This window comes from Nocardiopsis prasina DSM 43845 (assembly GCF_000341265.1).
Classification (GTDB): Bacteria; Actinomycetota; Actinomycetes; order Streptosporangiales; family Streptosporangiaceae; genus Nocardiopsis; species Nocardiopsis prasina.
This window is the reverse complement of record NZ_ANAE01000194.1, coordinates 58,297-73,272: the sequence shown is the minus strand read 5'-3', so window position 1 is coordinate 73,272 and position 14,976 is coordinate 58,297. Positions and strand designations below refer to the sequence as shown.

The 14,976-nt window shown below is 71.2% G+C and carries 18 protein-coding genes; 4 read left to right on the top strand and 14 right to left on the bottom strand.

Annotated elements, in window-relative coordinates:
* The 6 genes from D452_RS28895 to D452_RS0124025 form a co-directional block, all read right to left on the bottom strand.
* On the bottom strand, positions 1–1,084 hold a 1,084-nt coding region (locus tag D452_RS28895), incomplete at its 3' end, for a CU044_5270 family protein (RefSeq protein WP_083927612.1).
* On the bottom strand, positions 1,072–1,632 hold the full coding sequence (locus D452_RS0124050) for an RNA polymerase sigma factor (RefSeq protein WP_017546691.1): 561 nt from the start codon (positions 1,630–1,632) through the stop codon (positions 1,072–1,074). The genes D452_RS0124050 and D452_RS28895, both read right to left, overlap by 13 nt.
* 633 nt (positions 1,633–2,265) lie before the next feature.
* A complete protein-coding gene (locus tag D452_RS31525) occupies positions 2,266–2,655 on the bottom strand; it encodes an Rv3654c family TadE-like protein (protein ID WP_051061361.1) in 390 nt (129 codons plus the stop codon).
* A gap of 92 nt (positions 2,656–2,747) precedes the next feature.
* The gene (locus tag D452_RS0124035) at positions 2,748–3,104 is read right to left on the bottom strand and encodes a TadE family type IV pilus minor pilin (protein ID WP_017546688.1); all 357 of its coding nucleotides are present in this window, start codon (positions 3,102–3,104) and stop codon (positions 2,748–2,750) included.
* Positions 3,082–3,258 carry a DUF4244 domain-containing protein gene (locus D452_RS29925; RefSeq protein ID WP_017546687.1) on the bottom strand — a complete coding sequence of 59 codons (177 nt, stop codon included), beginning with the start codon at positions 3,256–3,258 and terminating at the stop codon, positions 3,082–3,084. The genes D452_RS0124035 and D452_RS29925 overlap by 23 nt, the downstream gene beginning before the upstream one ends.
* Positions 3,259–3,361: 103 nt before the next feature.
* A complete protein-coding gene (locus D452_RS0124025; protein ID WP_026129634.1) occupies positions 3,362–5,653 on the bottom strand; it encodes a DEAD/DEAH box helicase in 2,292 nt (763 codons plus the stop codon).
* Between the two features lie 233 nt (positions 5,654–5,886).
* Between D452_RS0124025 and D452_RS0124020 the strand changes: the two genes are divergently transcribed.
* Positions 5,887–6,234 (top strand): STAS domain-containing protein, encoded by a 348-nt coding sequence (locus D452_RS0124020; protein WP_026117083.1) that lies wholly within the window; start codon positions 5,887–5,889, stop codon positions 6,232–6,234.
* A 13-nt stretch (positions 6,235–6,247) separates the two neighbouring features.
* On the top strand, positions 6,248–6,802 hold the full coding sequence (locus tag D452_RS0124015; protein WP_017546684.1) for an ATP-binding protein: 555 nt from the start codon (positions 6,248–6,250) through the stop codon (positions 6,800–6,802).
* Between the two features lie 78 nt (positions 6,803–6,880).
* Here D452_RS0124015 and D452_RS0124010 read toward each other — a convergent pair whose 3' ends face one another.
* From D452_RS0124010 to nth, 3 genes are all read right to left on the bottom strand, one after another.
* Positions 6,881–8,059, bottom strand: coding sequence for a MarP family serine protease (locus tag D452_RS0124010; protein WP_017546683.1), 1,179 nt, complete (start codon positions 8,057–8,059; stop codon positions 6,881–6,883).
* A 23-nt stretch (positions 8,060–8,082) separates the two neighbouring features.
* A complete protein-coding gene (locus D452_RS0124005; protein ID WP_017546682.1) occupies positions 8,083–8,736 on the bottom strand; it encodes an NUDIX hydrolase in 654 nt (217 codons plus the stop codon).
* A gap of 139 nt (positions 8,737–8,875) precedes the next feature.
* A complete protein-coding gene (gene nth, locus D452_RS0124000) occupies positions 8,876–9,532 on the bottom strand; it encodes an endonuclease III (RefSeq protein ID WP_040694775.1) in 657 nt (218 codons plus the stop codon).
* A gap of 405 nt (positions 9,533–9,937) precedes the next feature.
* Between nth and D452_RS0123995 the strand changes: the two genes are divergently transcribed.
* On the top strand, positions 9,938–10,621 hold the full coding sequence (locus D452_RS0123995; protein ID WP_014908639.1) for a Crp/Fnr family transcriptional regulator: 684 nt from the start codon (positions 9,938–9,940) through the stop codon (positions 10,619–10,621).
* A gap of 145 nt (positions 10,622–10,766) precedes the next feature.
* Here D452_RS0123995 and D452_RS0123990 read toward each other — a convergent pair whose 3' ends face one another.
* From D452_RS0123990 to D452_RS28885, 5 genes are all read right to left on the bottom strand, one after another.
* Positions 10,767–11,573 carry an MBL fold metallo-hydrolase gene (locus D452_RS0123990; RefSeq protein ID WP_017546680.1) on the bottom strand — a complete coding sequence of 269 codons (807 nt, stop codon included), beginning with the start codon at positions 11,571–11,573 and terminating at the stop codon, positions 10,767–10,769.
* A gap of 96 nt (positions 11,574–11,669) precedes the next feature.
* Positions 11,670–12,509 carry an NUDIX hydrolase gene (locus tag D452_RS0123985; protein WP_017546679.1) on the bottom strand — a complete coding sequence of 280 codons (840 nt, stop codon included), beginning with the start codon at positions 12,507–12,509 and terminating at the stop codon, positions 11,670–11,672.
* A 59-nt stretch (positions 12,510–12,568) separates the two neighbouring features.
* Complete coding sequence (locus D452_RS0123980) at positions 12,569–13,030, bottom strand: RidA family protein (protein WP_017546678.1); 462 nt, start codon at positions 13,028–13,030, stop codon at positions 12,569–12,571.
* Positions 13,031–13,204: a DUF4177 domain-containing protein gene (locus D452_RS29920; RefSeq protein WP_017546677.1), complete on the bottom strand. Its 174-nt coding sequence runs from the start codon at positions 13,202–13,204 to the stop codon at positions 13,031–13,033.
* A 60-nt stretch (positions 13,205–13,264) separates the two neighbouring features.
* Positions 13,265–14,224: an oxidoreductase gene (locus D452_RS28885; protein ID WP_275040744.1), complete on the bottom strand. Its 960-nt coding sequence runs from the start codon at positions 14,222–14,224 to the stop codon at positions 13,265–13,267.
* A gap of 115 nt (positions 14,225–14,339) precedes the next feature.
* On the opposite strand from D452_RS28885, the gene D452_RS0123965 reads away from it, so the two are divergent.
* Positions 14,340–14,915, top strand: a complete 576-nt coding sequence (locus D452_RS0123965) for a TetR/AcrR family transcriptional regulator (RefSeq protein WP_086002877.1) — start codon at positions 14,340–14,342, stop codon at positions 14,913–14,915.
* Positions 14,916–14,976 lie beyond the last annotated feature (61 nt).

Sequence of the window (14,976 nt, the reverse complement as noted above, 5' to 3'; positions counted from 1 at the left end):
CCTCCCGTCGGGGGCGTTGGCCGATCTCGCCGACCCAGCCCGACCACACGAACCCGATCTGCTCGGTGAGGAGCGGGTACTCCAGCCCGAAGTCGGCGGCGTCCCCGTAGCCGGGGCCCTCCTCCAGCAGGGTCGTGTCGCGGTAGAGCAGCGCGCCGTCCAGGGCGTCGTACATGTACCGGACCTCGGTCACCCGGCCGTCGTCCTCCACGGTGAAGGAGAACAGCTCACCCTCACGGTTCAGGGTGTCGGTGGCGGTGCCCAGGTAGGTCACGTCGGCGACCTCCGCGAACACCCGCTGGACGGCGGCCTCCTCCGCGCCGGACAGCGGACGCGACTCGTAGAGCCGGTCCACGGCGTTGGCCACTGCGGGCAGGGACTCGTCGACCGGGCCCTCCCCGAAGTCTGCGAGCACCTCCAGCATGCCGTCAGTGTCAGTGGGCAGCTCGGCGGGCCACACCAGACTCTCGTGCAGGGTGTCCTCGTGGGACTCGCTGCCCTGGTCCAGGAACCACTCGTGGTCGGCCTCCTCGCCACCGGTCTCCAGCGGGGGCTTGGGCTCGGTGTCCTGGCGCGTGTTGCCCTCCAGGTCCTCCCAGTCCGTCCAGTCGTAGGGGACGAACCGGTACCCGTAGGTCTCGTCGGGGTCCTCGTCACCGGCATTGGCGGTGAGCAGGTGCAGCTGCACGCCGGTGGTGGACACGAAGGCGACGTCCCCCTCACCGGGGGCCGCGCCGCGCGTCTCGGTGACGTCGGCCAGCTCCGTCAGCGGTTCGGTGCCGTCGGCAGGGTCACCTCCGGTCACCTCGATGGGTTCGGGCTGCGCGGCGTAGGCGAGCGGAATGCCAGCGGGGTCGTCACCGGGCAGGACGACCACACCGGCGCCCACGGCGAGGGCTGCGGTGGCCGCACCGGCGGCCAGGACGGGGATGCGCTTCCACAGGGGGCGGGCCATGGTCTCGTGTTCCTCCAGTTTCGCGATGGCTTCGACACGCGCCCGCTGTCGGGCCTCGGGGGTGGGGCGAACGTCCTTCGCGGGGTCGGTCCCCTCGAACGCGTTGCGCAGAGCGGTCAGGTCGTCCACGGGGCCTCCTTCAGGACGCGGACCCGTGCGGGCGCGGGGGCGTCTTCCTTCATGTACGCGGTCAGTTTTCTTCGAGCCCGGTGCAGACGTCCGCGAGCGGTGACGTGGGTGCAGCCGATCACCTTGGCGGCCTGGCGGCAGTCGAGCCCCTCCCAGGTCACGAGCATCACGAGTTCGCGTTCGACCTCCGTCAGCCGGGCCAGGGCGGTCAGCGCTCCAGCACGGTCGATGAACTGGTCGGCGTCGTCGTGGTGGGCGTCGGTCTCACGCCCGAGCGACGCGGCGATCAGCCCCTGGCGTTGCGCGGTGCGCATGTGGGCGAGACCGATCCGGCGTGCGCAGGCGTAGAGCCAGGGCAGTTCCTGGCCCGGGGGCAACCGCGCCCGGCGTTGCCACGCCACCGCGAAGGCCTCCGAGGCGACGTCATCGGCCTGGTCGGGCCCCACACGTCGGCGCGCGTAGCGGTAGACCGCGTCGTAGTGCTCTTCGAACACGGCGTTGAAGTCGCGTCGGTCGGAGTGTTCGTCTCCGGCCCGGCCTTCTCGCATCGGCGTTCCTCCCGTTCTCTCACCCGTCTATGTCGGTGGAGGGGGTGTGTGTTCGGTCGGGAGGCGACTTTTCTCGTGGACCCGCACGTGTCCTGGGTCACACATCCGGCGCGGAGGTGGGAGGGCGCCTAAAGCGTGTTGTGGATCATTCCGCCCACCCGTCACCCGCCACCACCCTCAACGGACACCTACGGCGCGGCACCCACCCTCTTCGTCACCCGCCACCACCCTCAACGGACAGCACCGGTGAAACTGGCACAGCCAACCCCGGGGTGGCCCCGCTGGGCGACTCTGCGGAACCTGCGTAGTAGCGCACAGTAGAGGGCGGCCGCTCGCATCGATGGCGGCTCCGCCGCGACCGGCGAAAGCTTCCAAAGAAGTCGCCCTAGCCTGGGGGCTCGTCCCACCTGAAAGGTGAGGTCCCCAAGCCAACCAGGCAGTTCTCCCGCCGGGCGAAGGAAGACCATGGCGCCGGTCACCCTGGCGCTCCCGTCACCGCGCCCTTGTGGCCACCTCCGGAGGTCGCAGGTCAGGCAGGCTCCTTGAGGGGCCGCACGAACCCTGGGTGTGGCACCTCGGGCACCGTCGGCACGGCCGGGAGACCCGGGAAGTGGAAGCTCGCCACCAGGTCGGTCACTCTGTCTCCCCGGGATCGTGGAGCGGTCCGGCCCGGGAGCGCGCGGTGACCTCGTGGGGCAGGGCCGAAGCGGTGAGGGAGATGGTGACCTCGACGGTGAGGCCGTCCAGTTCGCAGGAGGCGAGCACCGCCCCGTTGGCCTCGGCGGTTCGTCGGGCCACCGCGCAGACGGGCTCGGCGCCCTCGTGTGCCCGGGCCGCGGCGGCGAGCACGGCGAGGTCCGCCGCGGTCGCCGCGCGGTCGCGGTCCAGGCGTGCCGTGGCGACGAGGAGCACGGCGTGGACCAGGAACCACAGCACCAGGCTCAGCGAGATCCACCAGACGCTCGCCGACCCCGAATCCGCGGGACCCGATGCCCCTGATCTCCGCGGGCGCGAAGGGGGCACCGGGGCGGGTGACCCCTGAGCACCGGACGACGGTTCCTCGCGGCCGGGTGATCCCGGGGCGGCCACCGGGAACCGGACCGCGAATCCCGGGCTCATCCGTGTGCCTCCAGGGGGACCGCCGCTTCGGCGCCCACACCGAGCGGCGGAGCTCGGAGGGGACCGATCCGGAGTTCGGCGCGGACGGTCACGCGGGCGGTGCCGTCGCCCTCGGAGAGTTCCACCCGGGCCCGGTCGGGCGCGGCCGACAGAGCCAGGGCCCGGGCCCGTTCGGGCGGTTCCCCACGGGCCAGTGCGCGGGCGCCGATCCGGGCGGCGTCGGCGCAGGACAGCCGAGCCTCGGCGGCGGCGATCCCGCCGAGGGCAACCGCCAGCAGGAGCATCAGCGTGGGAAGCAGCATGGCGGCCTCCATCGTCACGGAGCCGTGGTCAGTGCCGGGGCTGGAGCGCATCGACGAAGACCTTGGTGAGCGCGGCCGAGACGGGTTCGCTGGTGGCGATGAGGTAGAGCACCCCCGCGATGGCGACGGCTGCGATCGTGCCGACGGCGTACTCGGCGGTACTCATGCCCCGGTCGAGGGTGAACGGGCACGGCGAAGAGAACACGGGACCTCCCTGGTGGTCCGGGAGGAGGAGGTTCCGCCCGGTCCTTCCAGAGTGCGGTGTCCTCTGGTGGAGGGGAAGGCGTTGTCCCCAGCCTGTGGACAACTCAGCTCGCGGCGCCCAGGACCTCGTCGAGGAGGCGCAGGGCGCCTGACTTGCTCAGGGGCTCGTTGCCGGTGCCGCACTTGGGCGACTGGATGCACGAGGGGCAGCCCTGTTCGCACTCGCAGTCGGCGATGGCCGCCCGGGTGGCGCCGAGCCACTCCCGGGCCGCCGCGTAGCCGCGTTCGGCGAACCCCGCGCCGCCCTCGTAGCCGTCGTAGACGAACACCGTCAGCTTCCCGGTGTCCCCGTGCAGGGCGGTGGACACCCCGCCGATGTCCCAGCGGTCGCAGGTGGCGAGCAGGGGCAGCAGGCCGATCGCCGCGTGTTCGGCGGCGTGCGCGGCCCCCAGGAGGGCGACGTCCTCCCCGCGCAGCCGGTCCTCCCCCTCCCGGGGCAGGGTCCACCACACCGCGCGGGTCTGGAGGGTGCGTTCGGGCATGTCCAGGGACTGTTCGCCCAGGACGGAGCCGGTGCGCACGTCCCGTTTGAGGAAGCCCACCACCTGGCGGACCACCTCGACCTCGCCGAAGCAGACCTTCGCCCCGCTCGGCCAGGCCTCCTCACGGAGCACCGACCGCACCGTGATGTCCGTGGTGTCCCGGGACCAGGTGCTGTAGGGCGGCTCGGCGGCGTGCACCAGGGCCACCCCCTCGTCCAGGTCGAGGTCGTCGACCAGGTAGGTCGCGCCCCGGTGGAGGTAGACCGCCCCGGCGTGGACGGTTCCGTGCGCGGCGGCCTCGTCGATCTCCCCGAGCAGCTGTCCGCTGGCGGTGTCGACGATCTGGACCGGAGGCCCACCCGCACCACGGATATCGGCGAGGTCGCTTGCCCGTTCGTGACTGGTCCAGAACCAGCCCCTCGGGCGCTTCCTCAGCAGTCCCCGGTCCACGAGTTCGGCGAGTTGGCCCTCGGTGGTCTCCCCGAAGAGGGCGAGGTCCTCACGCGTGATCGGGAGCTCCTGGGCGGCCGCGCACAGGTGCGGGCCGAGGATGTGCGGGTTTTCCGGATCAAGGACGGTCGCCTCCACGGAGCGCCCGAAAATGGCCTCGGGGTGGTGGGCGAGATACGTGTCCAGGGGGTCGTCGCGCGCGATGAACACCGCCAGGGCGTCCTCCCCGCGCCGCCCGGCGCGGCCCGCCTGCTGCCACAGCGACGCCAGCGTGCCCGGCCAACCCGCGATGAGCACGGCGTCCAGACCGCTGATGTCCACACCCAGTTCCAGGGCGTTCGTGCTGGCCAGGCCGAGGAGCTCCCCCGATCTCAGGGCCTCCTCGAGTTCGCGCCGCTCACCGGCCAGGTATCCGCCCCGGTAGGCGGCGACCCGTCCGGCCAGGTCGTGCTCGCCGTCCTCGGTCAGCATCCTCTGGGCGTTCATCGCGACCACCTCCGCGCCCTGGCGCGAACGCACGAACACCAGCGTCCGGACCCCGTCCCGTACCAGGTCGACGAGCATCTCGGCGGCCTGCGAGGGCGCGGTGCGGCGAATCGGCGCGCCGTGCTCGCCGGTGAGGTCGGTGAGCTCCGGCTCGACCAGCGCGACGGACATCCCCGGCCGGGGAGAACCGTCCTCGCTCACGGCGGTGACCGGGACGCCGGTCAGCCGGGTGGCGCTCTCGGCGGGTGATCCCGAGGTGGCCGAGGCCAGGACGAACACCGGCTCGGAGCGGTAGCGGGCGCACAGCCTGCGCAGACGCCGCAGGATCTGGGCCACGTGCGAGCCGAAGACCCCCCGGTACCGGTGGGCCTCGTCGATCACCACGTAGCGGAGCCGTCGCAGGAACCTCGACCACGCCCCGTGCCGGGGCAGGATGCCGTGGTGCAGCATGTCCGGGTTGGTCAGGACGTAGTTCCCGTGCTCGCGCACCCAGGAGCGCTCCTCGGGGGTGGTGTCGCCGTCGTAGACGGCCGCGCGCATGCCCGAAAGTCCCAGGTCCGTAATCCATCTGAGCTGGTCCTGGGAAAGCGCTTTCGTGGGAGAGAGGTAGAGCACCGTTTCCCCTGAGTCAACGGCGTCCACAGCGGGCATAAGGAAGGCGAGCGACTTCCCCGAGGCGGTGCCCGTGGCTATGATCACATCACGGCCCGAGCGTGCGAGGTCGGCGGCGGCTGCCTGGTGGGACCACGGACCCGTGATCCCCCGTTCGGCCAGTCGTTCGACCAGATGGGGGGCTGTCCACTCAGGCCAGTCCCCACTCACTCCCGCGTTCCGGGCCACATGCTCGATGTGGGTGACCTGCGGGTACCGGGTGTCGTCACGCCACACGCCGGGGAGCGCGGGCTCCGATCGCCTCATCGAGTCCCCTCCTCACTGGACACGTTCGCGAGTCGTCCGCCCTCGTTCCGAGGTTCGGGGCACCGCTCGACGTCGGTTTCAGTGTGACATCCGGGGTAGGAGTGGCGCGGGGTCGCCGTTTGCGCGTGCATGGCGGGCAGACATTAGCGACACCCGTGGTTGAATGCGTGCTGGTGGGGTAACGCCCGGCAGAGATACTTCGCGATATTTCGCGGTTCGGCGCTGGAGGACTTGTGGATTTGAAGCTTGATCATTACACCGAGGGCGACACCGAGATCGTCGTCGTTGAGGGTGAGATCGATGTCTATACCGCGCCCCGGCTCCGCGAGCTGCTGATCGACCTGGTCAACAAGGGCAACTTCCACCTCGTGGTCAACATGGAGAAGGTGGAGTTCCTGGACTCGACGGGCCTCGGTGTGCTTGTGGGCGGGTTGAAGCGGGTCCGTGCTCACGACGGGACCCTGGACCTGGTCTGCACCCAGGAGCGGATTCTGAAGATCTTCCGGATCACCGGGCTGACCAAGGTGTTCGGTATCCACGGCTCTGTGCAGGAAGCCATCGACAAGCGTTCGTCGAAGTAACCCAGAGCGAGCGATGGCAACCATCACGCTCACGATCAGCGCGCTCCCGGCCCACGTGCGTACGGCTCGGCTCATGGCCGCGACCGTCGCGCGTCGGGCGGGTATCGCCGCCTCCGCGATCGACGAGATCAGGCTGGCGGTCGGTGAGGCCTGCTCACGGGCGGTCGCGGCGCACAAGCTGCACTGCCCCACGCAGCCGATCCAACTCCAGCTGATCGACGGCAGCGGACCCGATCCGGCGACGGACCCCAGTACCGACGCCTCGAACCCGATGCCGGGCTCCACCGGGAGCGCGACACGACGCTTCGAGGTGGTCGTCTCCGACCGTGCCCCCGCGAAGGACACCGAGGAGACGCCACACCGCCTGGAGCCGTTGCTCGACGGCCTCTTCCTGGACGGCGAGGACACCCCTCCCGGCGGGATCTCCGGTTTCTCCCCCGGCCTCGGCCTGGCGGTGATCACCGGCCTCGCGGACGAGGTGAGCATCGAACCCGAGGAATCGGGCACGGTGGTCCGGATGAGCTGGCCGCTCCACGCGGACCAGACCCAGAACCCGAGCTCGAACTAGGCCTCACGTCACGAGGGGGCGCCTCCCGCACCGGGAGGCGCCCCCTCGTCGTCCGTGGGGCTCCCGCCCCGACCGCGCTCAGTCGCAGGTCTGGGACGAGACCTCCGCGGTGGCGGTCAGCCCCTCTTCCGCGTTGGCCGCGACCTCGTCGGCGGTCAGCACATAGCCGGTCTCGTCCTCGTTGGTGGCCGCGGCGAACACCACTCCGTACACGGTGCCGTCGGGGGCGAGCAGCGGGCCGCCGGAGTTGCCGGGGCGCACCACCGCACGCACCTGGTAGATCTCCCGGCTCACCTGTTGCGCGTGGTAGAAGTCCGAGCCCTGCGCGGTCTGCTTGGCGCGGATGCGCGCCGGGACCGCGGTGAACCCGCTGTTGCGCGGGAAGCCCGCCACGACGGCGTCGTCTCCCTGAACCGCCTCAGCGTTGAAGTCCAGGGGCTCCAGGTCCATTCCGGGCACGTGCAGCACGGCCAGGTCCTGCTGGGCGTCGAACAGCACCAGGGTGGCCTCCAGCTGGTGCCCGTCCCGGGTGACCACGCGCAGGTCCTCGGTGACCCCGGCGACCACGTGGGCGTTGGTCATGATGCGGTCCTGGCCGTAGGCGAAGCCGGTGCCCTCCACCCGCCGCTGGCAGGAGGGGGCGGTACCGAGCACCTTGACCACACTGCGGCTGGACTCGATGAGCTCCGGTGTGGTGAGGACGTCGGGGTCGGGCGGGTCCACCTCGGCGAGTTCGCCCGTACCGAGGCCGCTGAACACCTGCGGGAAGGCGCTCTGGTCCACCACCCGGCGGAAGGTCGAGAAGCCCTGGTGCGCGGCGTCCGGCATCAGCGAGTCCACCGCCTGGAGGATGCGTGACTCCTTGACCTGCTGGGACACGTACGGCAGGGCCGAGTTGGCCACCGTGCTGCCGATGAACCAGGCGACCAGCAGCACCGAGATCCCGCTGACCACCGCGCCGCCGAGCGCGTCCACGACGCGCGCCGAGTCCCACGTGACCTTGTTGCGCACCATGGTGCCCAGGTAGGACGCGAGGAACTGGCCCAGGGCGGCGGAGAGGAACACCACGGCGATGGCCAGCAGGGCCTGGCGCCCGGGGTCGGCCACCCACTCCTGGATGAGCCCGGGCGCGGTGAGCGCCGCGACGATCCCGCCGCCGATGAAGCCGACGAAGCTGAAGACGCCGACGATGAACCCCTGCCGGTAGCCGGTCACCGCGAAGAGCAGCAACAGGATGACCAGGACCGCGTCGAGCACGGATGCCCTCCAAGAAGTGAGCGTTACCCGACCGGGCGGAGTCCCTGCGGGGTGGCTTCGAACACGTCTGTTAGACCCCTGTCACGCCAGGGAAGTTCCCATCCCCCGAGAACGAGCAGGCTGTCGATGATCGCCCCCGTGAAACCCCACACGAGCATGCCGTCCACCCGGAACCCCGGCCCCCACATGGGGCCTCCCCCGTAGCGGACCTTGACCCTGTTCGCGGGGTCGGCGAGGTCGGCGACGGGGACGCGGGCCACCGCGGCGACCTCCCCGGCGTCGGCGGCGCGCACCTCGGAGGGTTCGCGCCACCAGCCGAGGATGGGGGCGACCCGGAAGTCGCTGAAGCTCAGGTAGAGCTCGGGGAGACGGCCGACCACGTCGATCCCCGCGGGGACGGCACCGGTCTCCTCCTCCGCCTCGCGCAGCGCGGCCGCCTCGGGTGAGGCGTCGGTGGGTTCGATCCGCCCGCCGGGAAAGGCGGGCTGGCCAGCGTGGCGGCGCAGCCCGTCGTTGCGCTGGATGAGCAGGAGGTCGGGGCCCCGGTCGGTCTCCCCGAAGAGGATGAGCACGGCGGACTCGCGGCCGCCCCGTTCCGGCGGGCGCATCGGCTTGGGCACCGGCATCGTCCGGGCGTCGTCCGCGAGCGCGGACAGCCAGAGCGGGGTCGAGTTCATTCGCTGGGAACCTGTTCCGGGGGTTGTCGCGCCGACATCTGTACGAGTGCGGACGCCTCGGGAGCCGGTGTGCGCGCACTCACGTGATTCAGGGTACAAACTGCCGGGACCCGTGCCCGCGTCTCCGGGTCCTGGCCGGTCAGGCGAAGGAGCGCATGCGCAGCAGTTTGGTGGCGGTCTCGGTGTCCGTGGGCCCCTCCCCGTAGGACGGGCACCAGCGGGCCACGCCGCACGCGCCACAGGCGGGCCTGCGGGCGTGGCACACGCGGCGGCCGTGCCACACCACCCGGTGGGAGAGCATCGTCCAGTCCTTGGGCGGGAAGAGTTCACCGACGGCGTGTTCGACCCTGACCGGGTCCTCCTCGTCGGTCCACCCGAATCGCCGGACCAGTCGGCCGAAGTGGGTGTCCACGGTGATCCCCGGCACATCGAAGGCGTTACCGAGCAGTACGTTTGCGGTTTTTCGTCCTACACCGGGTAGTTTGACCAGGTCGGCGAGGTTTCCAGGAACCTCGCCGCCGTGTCGTTCGCACAGGGCCTGGCCCAGCCCCAACAGGCTGTTGGCCTTGGCCCGGAAGAACCCCGTCGAACGGATCATCTCCTCCAGCTCCTCGCGCCTGGCCGACGCGTAGGCCTCGGCGTCGGGGTAGCGCGCGAAGAGCGCCGGGGTGACCAGGTTGACCCGCTTGTCCGTGCACTGCGCGGACAGGATCGTCGCGACCAGGAGCTCCAGCGGGGTGGTGAAGTTCAGTTCGGCGTGGGCGTCCGGGTACAGCTCCGAGAGCTCCCGGTACATCTTCCGAGCGCGGCGGACCAGCGCGAGTCGGCTCTCCCCGGTGGGCGTGGCGTTCTCCGGCACGGCCGCACCCTCCTCGGACGCGGTGTGACGGGGCTCTGGAGTGTGGGACATCGTCACAGGGTAGGCGTCCGGTCGTGGGGGCACGTCCGGGTCGACTCACACCGGTGCCGGGATTCGGTCGCGTGCCGACGTTTCGACTGGTGACCGAGATTATGTAACCAATGTCCGGTCGTACGGCGCGGACACGCCGTGACCCAAGTCGGCAACGACTAGGATCGCATGGGCTGACGTCGGCTGTTGTGGGCACGTTGTCTCCCGGCGGACTAGCCGTGGTAACGAACTGGTTTCCCACCCGGTTGCGATATACGTCACACTGTTGACGGTCAGGTTTTAGGAGGACGTGTGGACGAGATCAACGAGGTGCTCCGGAAGGCCCCTCTGTTCGAGGCGCTGGACGAGGAGGACACGGCCGCGCTCCGCTCCTCGGTGAACGAGGTGCGTCTCGGTCGCGGTCAGACCCTGTTCAACGAGGGTGACGAGGGCGACCGCCTGTACGTGATCCTCAGCGGGAAGGTGAAGCTGACCCGCACGGCCGTGGACGGTCGCGAGAACCTGCTGGGCGTGCTCGGCCCCAGCGAGATGTTCGGAGAGCTGTCGCTGTTCGACCCGCGCCCGCGCACCGCGAGCGCCGTGGCCGTCACCGACTCCGTGCTCGCCGGGCTCGGCCACGACGACCTGCGGCCCTTCCTGTCAAGCCGCCCGCAGGTGGGCCTCCAGCTGCTGAAGTCGCTGGCCGCCCGACTGCGCCGGACCAACGACGTGATGGCCGACCTGGTCTTCACCGACGTGCCCGGCCGCGTGGCCAAGGCCCTGCTCGAACTCGCCGACAAGTTCGGCAAGGAGGGCGACGACGGCCTGCACGTGCACCACGACCTCACCCAGGAGGAGCTGGCCCAGCTGGTGGGCGCCTCCCGTGAGACGGTCAACAAGGCCCTCGCCGAGTTCGCCCTGCGCGGCTGGCTGCGGATCGAGGCCAAGGCCGTGGTCCTGCTGGATGTCGAGCGCATGCGCCGTCGCGCCCGCTAGGGACGCCTCAGCAGAACCACAGACGCTGTGCGGCCGCCGCCCTCCGGGGTGGCGGCCGCAGCGCTTTCAGGGGCCTCTCAGGCGCTCTCCGGGCCGCGTGGGCTCCGTGCTTCGACTCCGGGGCTTCGACTCCGGGGACGCGGACCTACTCCTCGAACCCCTCGGGGAGCTCGCCCTTGACCGCCAGGTAGCGCAGCTGCGCCCGGACCGAGGAGGCCGCGGCCGGGCGGACGCTCTCCACCACGTCCGGGTAGACGCGGTCGATGATCTCCCCGACCCCCGCCGCTCCGGCCGCCACCGCGTCCCGCACCTGCGCCAGACGCGCCTCACGGTGGTCGATGTAGGAGGTCAGCGCGGCCGTCGGCGAGGTCAGGATCGGCCCGTGCCCCGGCAGCAGCGTCCGCACCTGGTACTCCTCCACCAGGCCCCGGAGGCGGTACAGCGAGTCCATGTAGGGGGCCAGGCCGTCGTCCCCGTCGATCACCGTCGTGCCGTGTCCCAGGATGGTGTCCCCGGTCAGGATGGCGCTGTCGGCCTCGACGAGCAGGCAGACCGAGTCGTCGGTGTGCCCCGGCGTGGCGATGACCCGGACCTCCAGACCGTCCACATCGAGCAGCTGACCGTCCTCCAGGCCCGCGCCGCCCACCCGCACCTGCGGGTCCACCGCGTGCACGGGCGCACCGGTCAGTTCCGAGAAGTAACGGGAACCCTCGGCGTGGTCGAAGTGCCGGTGCGTCACCACGGCCATCTGGACCTGGGCGCCCTGTTCCTGCACGGTCCGCGCCACCCGCTCCAGGTGGCGCTCGTCGTGGGGGCCCGGATCGACGACCATCACCCCGCGCGCGCCCGGTTCACGCAGAATCCAGGTGTTGGTGCCCTCCAGCGTCATCGGGCCTGGATTGGGGCAGAGCACGCAACCGGCGCGCAGTGTCCCGGAACCGTCGATCCTCATCGCACCTCGCTTCGATCGCCGTACCCGGAGCCGCCCGGAGGGCCCGCGGCCCGCCCCACGACGGGGCGCCGCGCGCCGCCGGAGCGGACGCCGTGCTCACTGTCCCGCGCCGGGCCCCGGTAGGGGGAAGTCGCTGCCGTCCGGCGCCACGACACGGAGCTGTCCGCCTATTTCCCGAACGTCCGGTTCGAGAGGAACGATATCCCGCCGGGCCTCCCTCACACCCTGGAGGGTCCGCCGGTCCGCCAGCTGGGCGCAGGCGATCACGGTCGGCGGCAGCATCGGCATCCTGCCGGCGCCCCACTCCTCGGCGACCACGGACGGGTCGGTCCACCGCGTGAGGTCGGCCTCGCCGCCGACGTCGCGTGCCGCCTGCCCCGGAGGGAGTTCGGCCGTGAAGAACCAGGTGTCGAACCGGCGCGGCTGGTTGCTGGGGGTGATCCACCTCGACCACGCGCGCAGCCACTCCGAGCGCAGCACCAGCCCGCGCCGACGCAGCACCTCCGTGAAGGAGTGGGTGTGGTCGATCAGGCCCAGCCGGTCCCGCTCCCAGTCGTCGGTGGCGGTGTCGAGGGTGATCGCCTCCTCGCCCGCCCGCTCGGGTTCGCTGGCCAGCAGGACGCCGGTCTCCTCGAAGGTCTCCCGGACCGCCGCGCACACGAGGGCACGGGCCCGGGCCACGTCCGTTCCCAGGATCCCGGCCCACTCCTCGGGCGACGGGCCGGTCCACGGGAGGTCGCCGTCGGCGTCGCGCTCGTCCACCCGGCCGCCCGGGAAGACGTAGGCGCCCGGGGCGAACCCCATGGTCGGCACCCTGCGCATGAGCAGGACCTCCATGGGGCGCTCCGCCCGTCCGGCGTCCGAGCCCGCCGCCGGACGCAGCAACATCACGGTGGCTGCGGGGCGGGGCCGGGCCACACCGTCGTCCTCGGTCATCGACTCACTCCCGTCGTTCACGAAGGCCGCGCTGTGGCCCGGGTCGCCCTCGGGTCCGGTCAGCGGACCTCGACGATCATGTCAACCTCGACCGGGGCGTCCAACGGCAGGGACGCGACACCGACGGCGGCCCGGGCGTGCACCCCGGCCGCACCGAAGACCTCGCCGAGCAGCTCGCTGGCCCCGTTGATCACACCGGGGTGCCCGGTGAACCCGGGATCGCTGGCCACGAAGCCGCCAACCCGCACCACGCGCACCACGTTGGACAGGTCGCCGACCTCGGCCCGCACCGCCGCGATGGCGTTCAGCGCGCACACGGCGGCCAGTTCCTTGGCGGTCTCCGGGCTGACCTCGGCACCGACCTTGCCGGTGGCCGGAAGGGCGCCGTCGACGAACGGCAGCTGGCCGGAGACGTAGACGTGGTCACCGCTGCGGACGGTCGGCTGGTAGGCCGCGACCGGGGGAACGACCTCGGGCAGGGTGAGCCCGAGTTCGGCGATCCGCTCCTCCGGGGTCGCCATCTACTTGGCCCGCTTCATGTAGGCGACGTACTGCTGGTTGCGCGGGTCGGTGCCCTCGGGCAGCGGCGCCGGCACGACGGAAACCAGCTCCCAGCCGTCCTCACCCCAGTTGTCCAGGATCTGCTTGGTGGCGTGCGACAGCAGCGCCACGCTCTGGTACTCCCACTTGGTCATCGTCTACCCCTCTCGGTCACGGCGACCCCTGGGGCCGCCCCTCAACGCCGCTCACCTTACTCACCCGCGCCCACTCGGGAGGCCAGGCGTACCCGGTGACGCCCCCCTCAGGACGGGTCCCTCCGAGTGCCCGCCGGGTTCCAGGGGGAAGCCGACTCCGGTCAGGGCCTCCGAGACCGCCCACAGCCGACGCGCCACAGAGGCGTCCCGCGCTCTGCGTGCCCGTCCGACCAGCTTCGGAGCTCCCCGGAGCCCCATGAGTCGGCCCGGACCGGCGTAGCCGTTCCCAGGGATCTCGGCGACGGCGGCGTAGAGCGTGGGAAGGGCACCGTCGTCCTGGCTCTGTGTGAGCGCGCCGATCAGGGCCTGCCCCAGCCGAAAGCCCGGGCCCGGGTCCTCGGACCTCATCAGGTTCGTGGCCGAGATCCCCGGGTGCGCGGCCGTCGCGATCACCGGTGAGCCGACCGCCTCCAGTCGGCGCTGGAGTTCGCTGGTGAACAGCAGGTTGGCGAGCTTGGACTGCCCGTACGCGGCCATGCCCCGGTAGCGCTTGCGGTGCTGGTTGAGGTCGCCGAAATCGATCGAGCCGAGCAGGTGGGCGAGCGAGGCCACCGTGACGACCCGCTGCCGGATCCGTGGGAGCAGCAGGTTCGTCAGCGCGAAGTGGCCGAGGTGGTTGGTCCCGAGCTGCGGTTCGAAGTCGTCGGCGGTGCGGATGGGGGGCGGGAGTGACACACCCGCGTTGTTGATCAGCAGGTCGACGGGGTCGGTGAGGTCCCGGGCGAACGCACGAACCGAGGAGAGGTCGGCGAGGTCGAGTCGTCGGACCTCGACCTCACCGGTCATCTCCGCGGCTGCGGAGCGCCCCTTCTCCTCGCTGCGCACCGCCAGCACCACCCGTGCGCCCCGTTCGGCGAACACCCGGGCTGTGACCCGGCCGATGCCGCTGTTCGCGCCGGTGACGACAACGGTGCGGCCCCGCATCGGGGGCACGCTCGAAGCCGAGAACGCTGCCCGCACACCGCCCGCGGGGGCGGCACCGTCCACCGGGTCGTGCGGGGGACGAAATTCATATGACTTTGTCATATGAATGATGATGGGCGATTCATGTGACACTGTCAAGTAGAATTCGGCCATGGTGACCAGAGCTGAGACGGCCGCGGCGACCCGTAGCGCCCTCCTTCGAGCCGCGTCCGAACTGCTGGACGAGGGCGGTGCGGCAATGGTCACCCTCCGCGGAGTCGGTGCGCGGGCCGGGGTCTCACGCGGTGCGCCGTACGGGCACTTCACGAACAAGGAGCAGCTGCTGGCCACGCTCGCGATCGCGGCGTGGGACTCCCTCGCCGCCGAGGTCGAGCAGCTGCGCACGGGCTCGGGCGACCCGGGAGCCAGGCTGGAGAGCGCGGTCATGGCGCTCATCGGACGCGCACGCGAGCGACCGCATCTGTACGCGCTCATGTTCGCGACGCCCGCCGAGGACCGCGAGGCCGCGGAGTCCGCCGGTCGTCTCCAGGACGGGTTCCTCGACCTGCTCGGTGATCTGGTCGGTACGACCGATGCCCCCCGATACGGCGCGCTGCTGATGTCCACCGCGCACGGCATCGCGGAACTCGAGCGCAGCGGTCACCTCGGGGTCGAGACGTGGCGAGTCGACAGCGAAGAACTCGTCCGTATGACGATCGAGGGGATCCGGCTCGGCGCGCGGAGCTGACCCGGGACCGCCCCGGGGGCAGCAAGGGCGCGGGACGCCTCCGCGCCCGACGACACCTCGC

Bases quoted from the DNA above. Each gene is read 5' to 3' on its own strand.
- D452_RS0124050 (WP_017546691.1), bottom strand. From the start codon at position 1,632: ATGCGAGAAGGCCGGGCCGGAGACGAACACTCCGACCGACGCGACTTC.
- D452_RS0124035 (WP_017546688.1), bottom strand. From the start codon at position 3,104: ATGCGCTCCAGCCCCGGCACTGACCACGGCTCCGTGACGATGGAGGCC.
- D452_RS0124025 (WP_026129634.1), bottom strand. From the start codon at position 5,653: ATGAGGCGATCGGAGCCCGCGCTCCCCGGCGTGTGGCGTGACGACACC.
- D452_RS0124015 (WP_017546684.1), top strand. From the start codon at position 6,248: ATGGCAACCATCACGCTCACGATCAGCGCGCTCCCGGCCCACGTGCGT.
- D452_RS0124005 (WP_017546682.1), bottom strand. From the start codon at position 8,736: ATGAACTCGACCCCGCTCTGGCTGTCCGCGCTCGCGGACGACGCCCGG.
- nth (WP_040694775.1), bottom strand. From the start codon at position 9,532: ATGTACCGGGAGCTCTCGGAGCTGTACCCGGACGCCCACGCCGAACTG.
- D452_RS0123990 (WP_017546680.1), bottom strand. From the start codon at position 11,573: ATGAGGATCGACGGTTCCGGGACACTGCGCGCCGGTTGCGTGCTCTGC.
- D452_RS0123985 (WP_017546679.1), bottom strand. From the start codon at position 12,509: ATGACCGAGGACGACGGTGTGGCCCGGCCCCGCCCCGCAGCCACCGTG.
- D452_RS0123980 (WP_017546678.1), bottom strand. From the start codon at position 13,030: ATGGCGACCCCGGAGGAGCGGATCGCCGAACTCGGGCTCACCCTGCCC.
- D452_RS29920 (WP_017546677.1), bottom strand. From the start codon at position 13,204: ATGACCAAGTGGGAGTACCAGAGCGTGGCGCTGCTGTCGCACGCCACC.
- D452_RS0123965 (WP_086002877.1), top strand. From the start codon at position 14,340: ATGGTGACCAGAGCTGAGACGGCCGCGGCGACCCGTAGCGCCCTCCTT.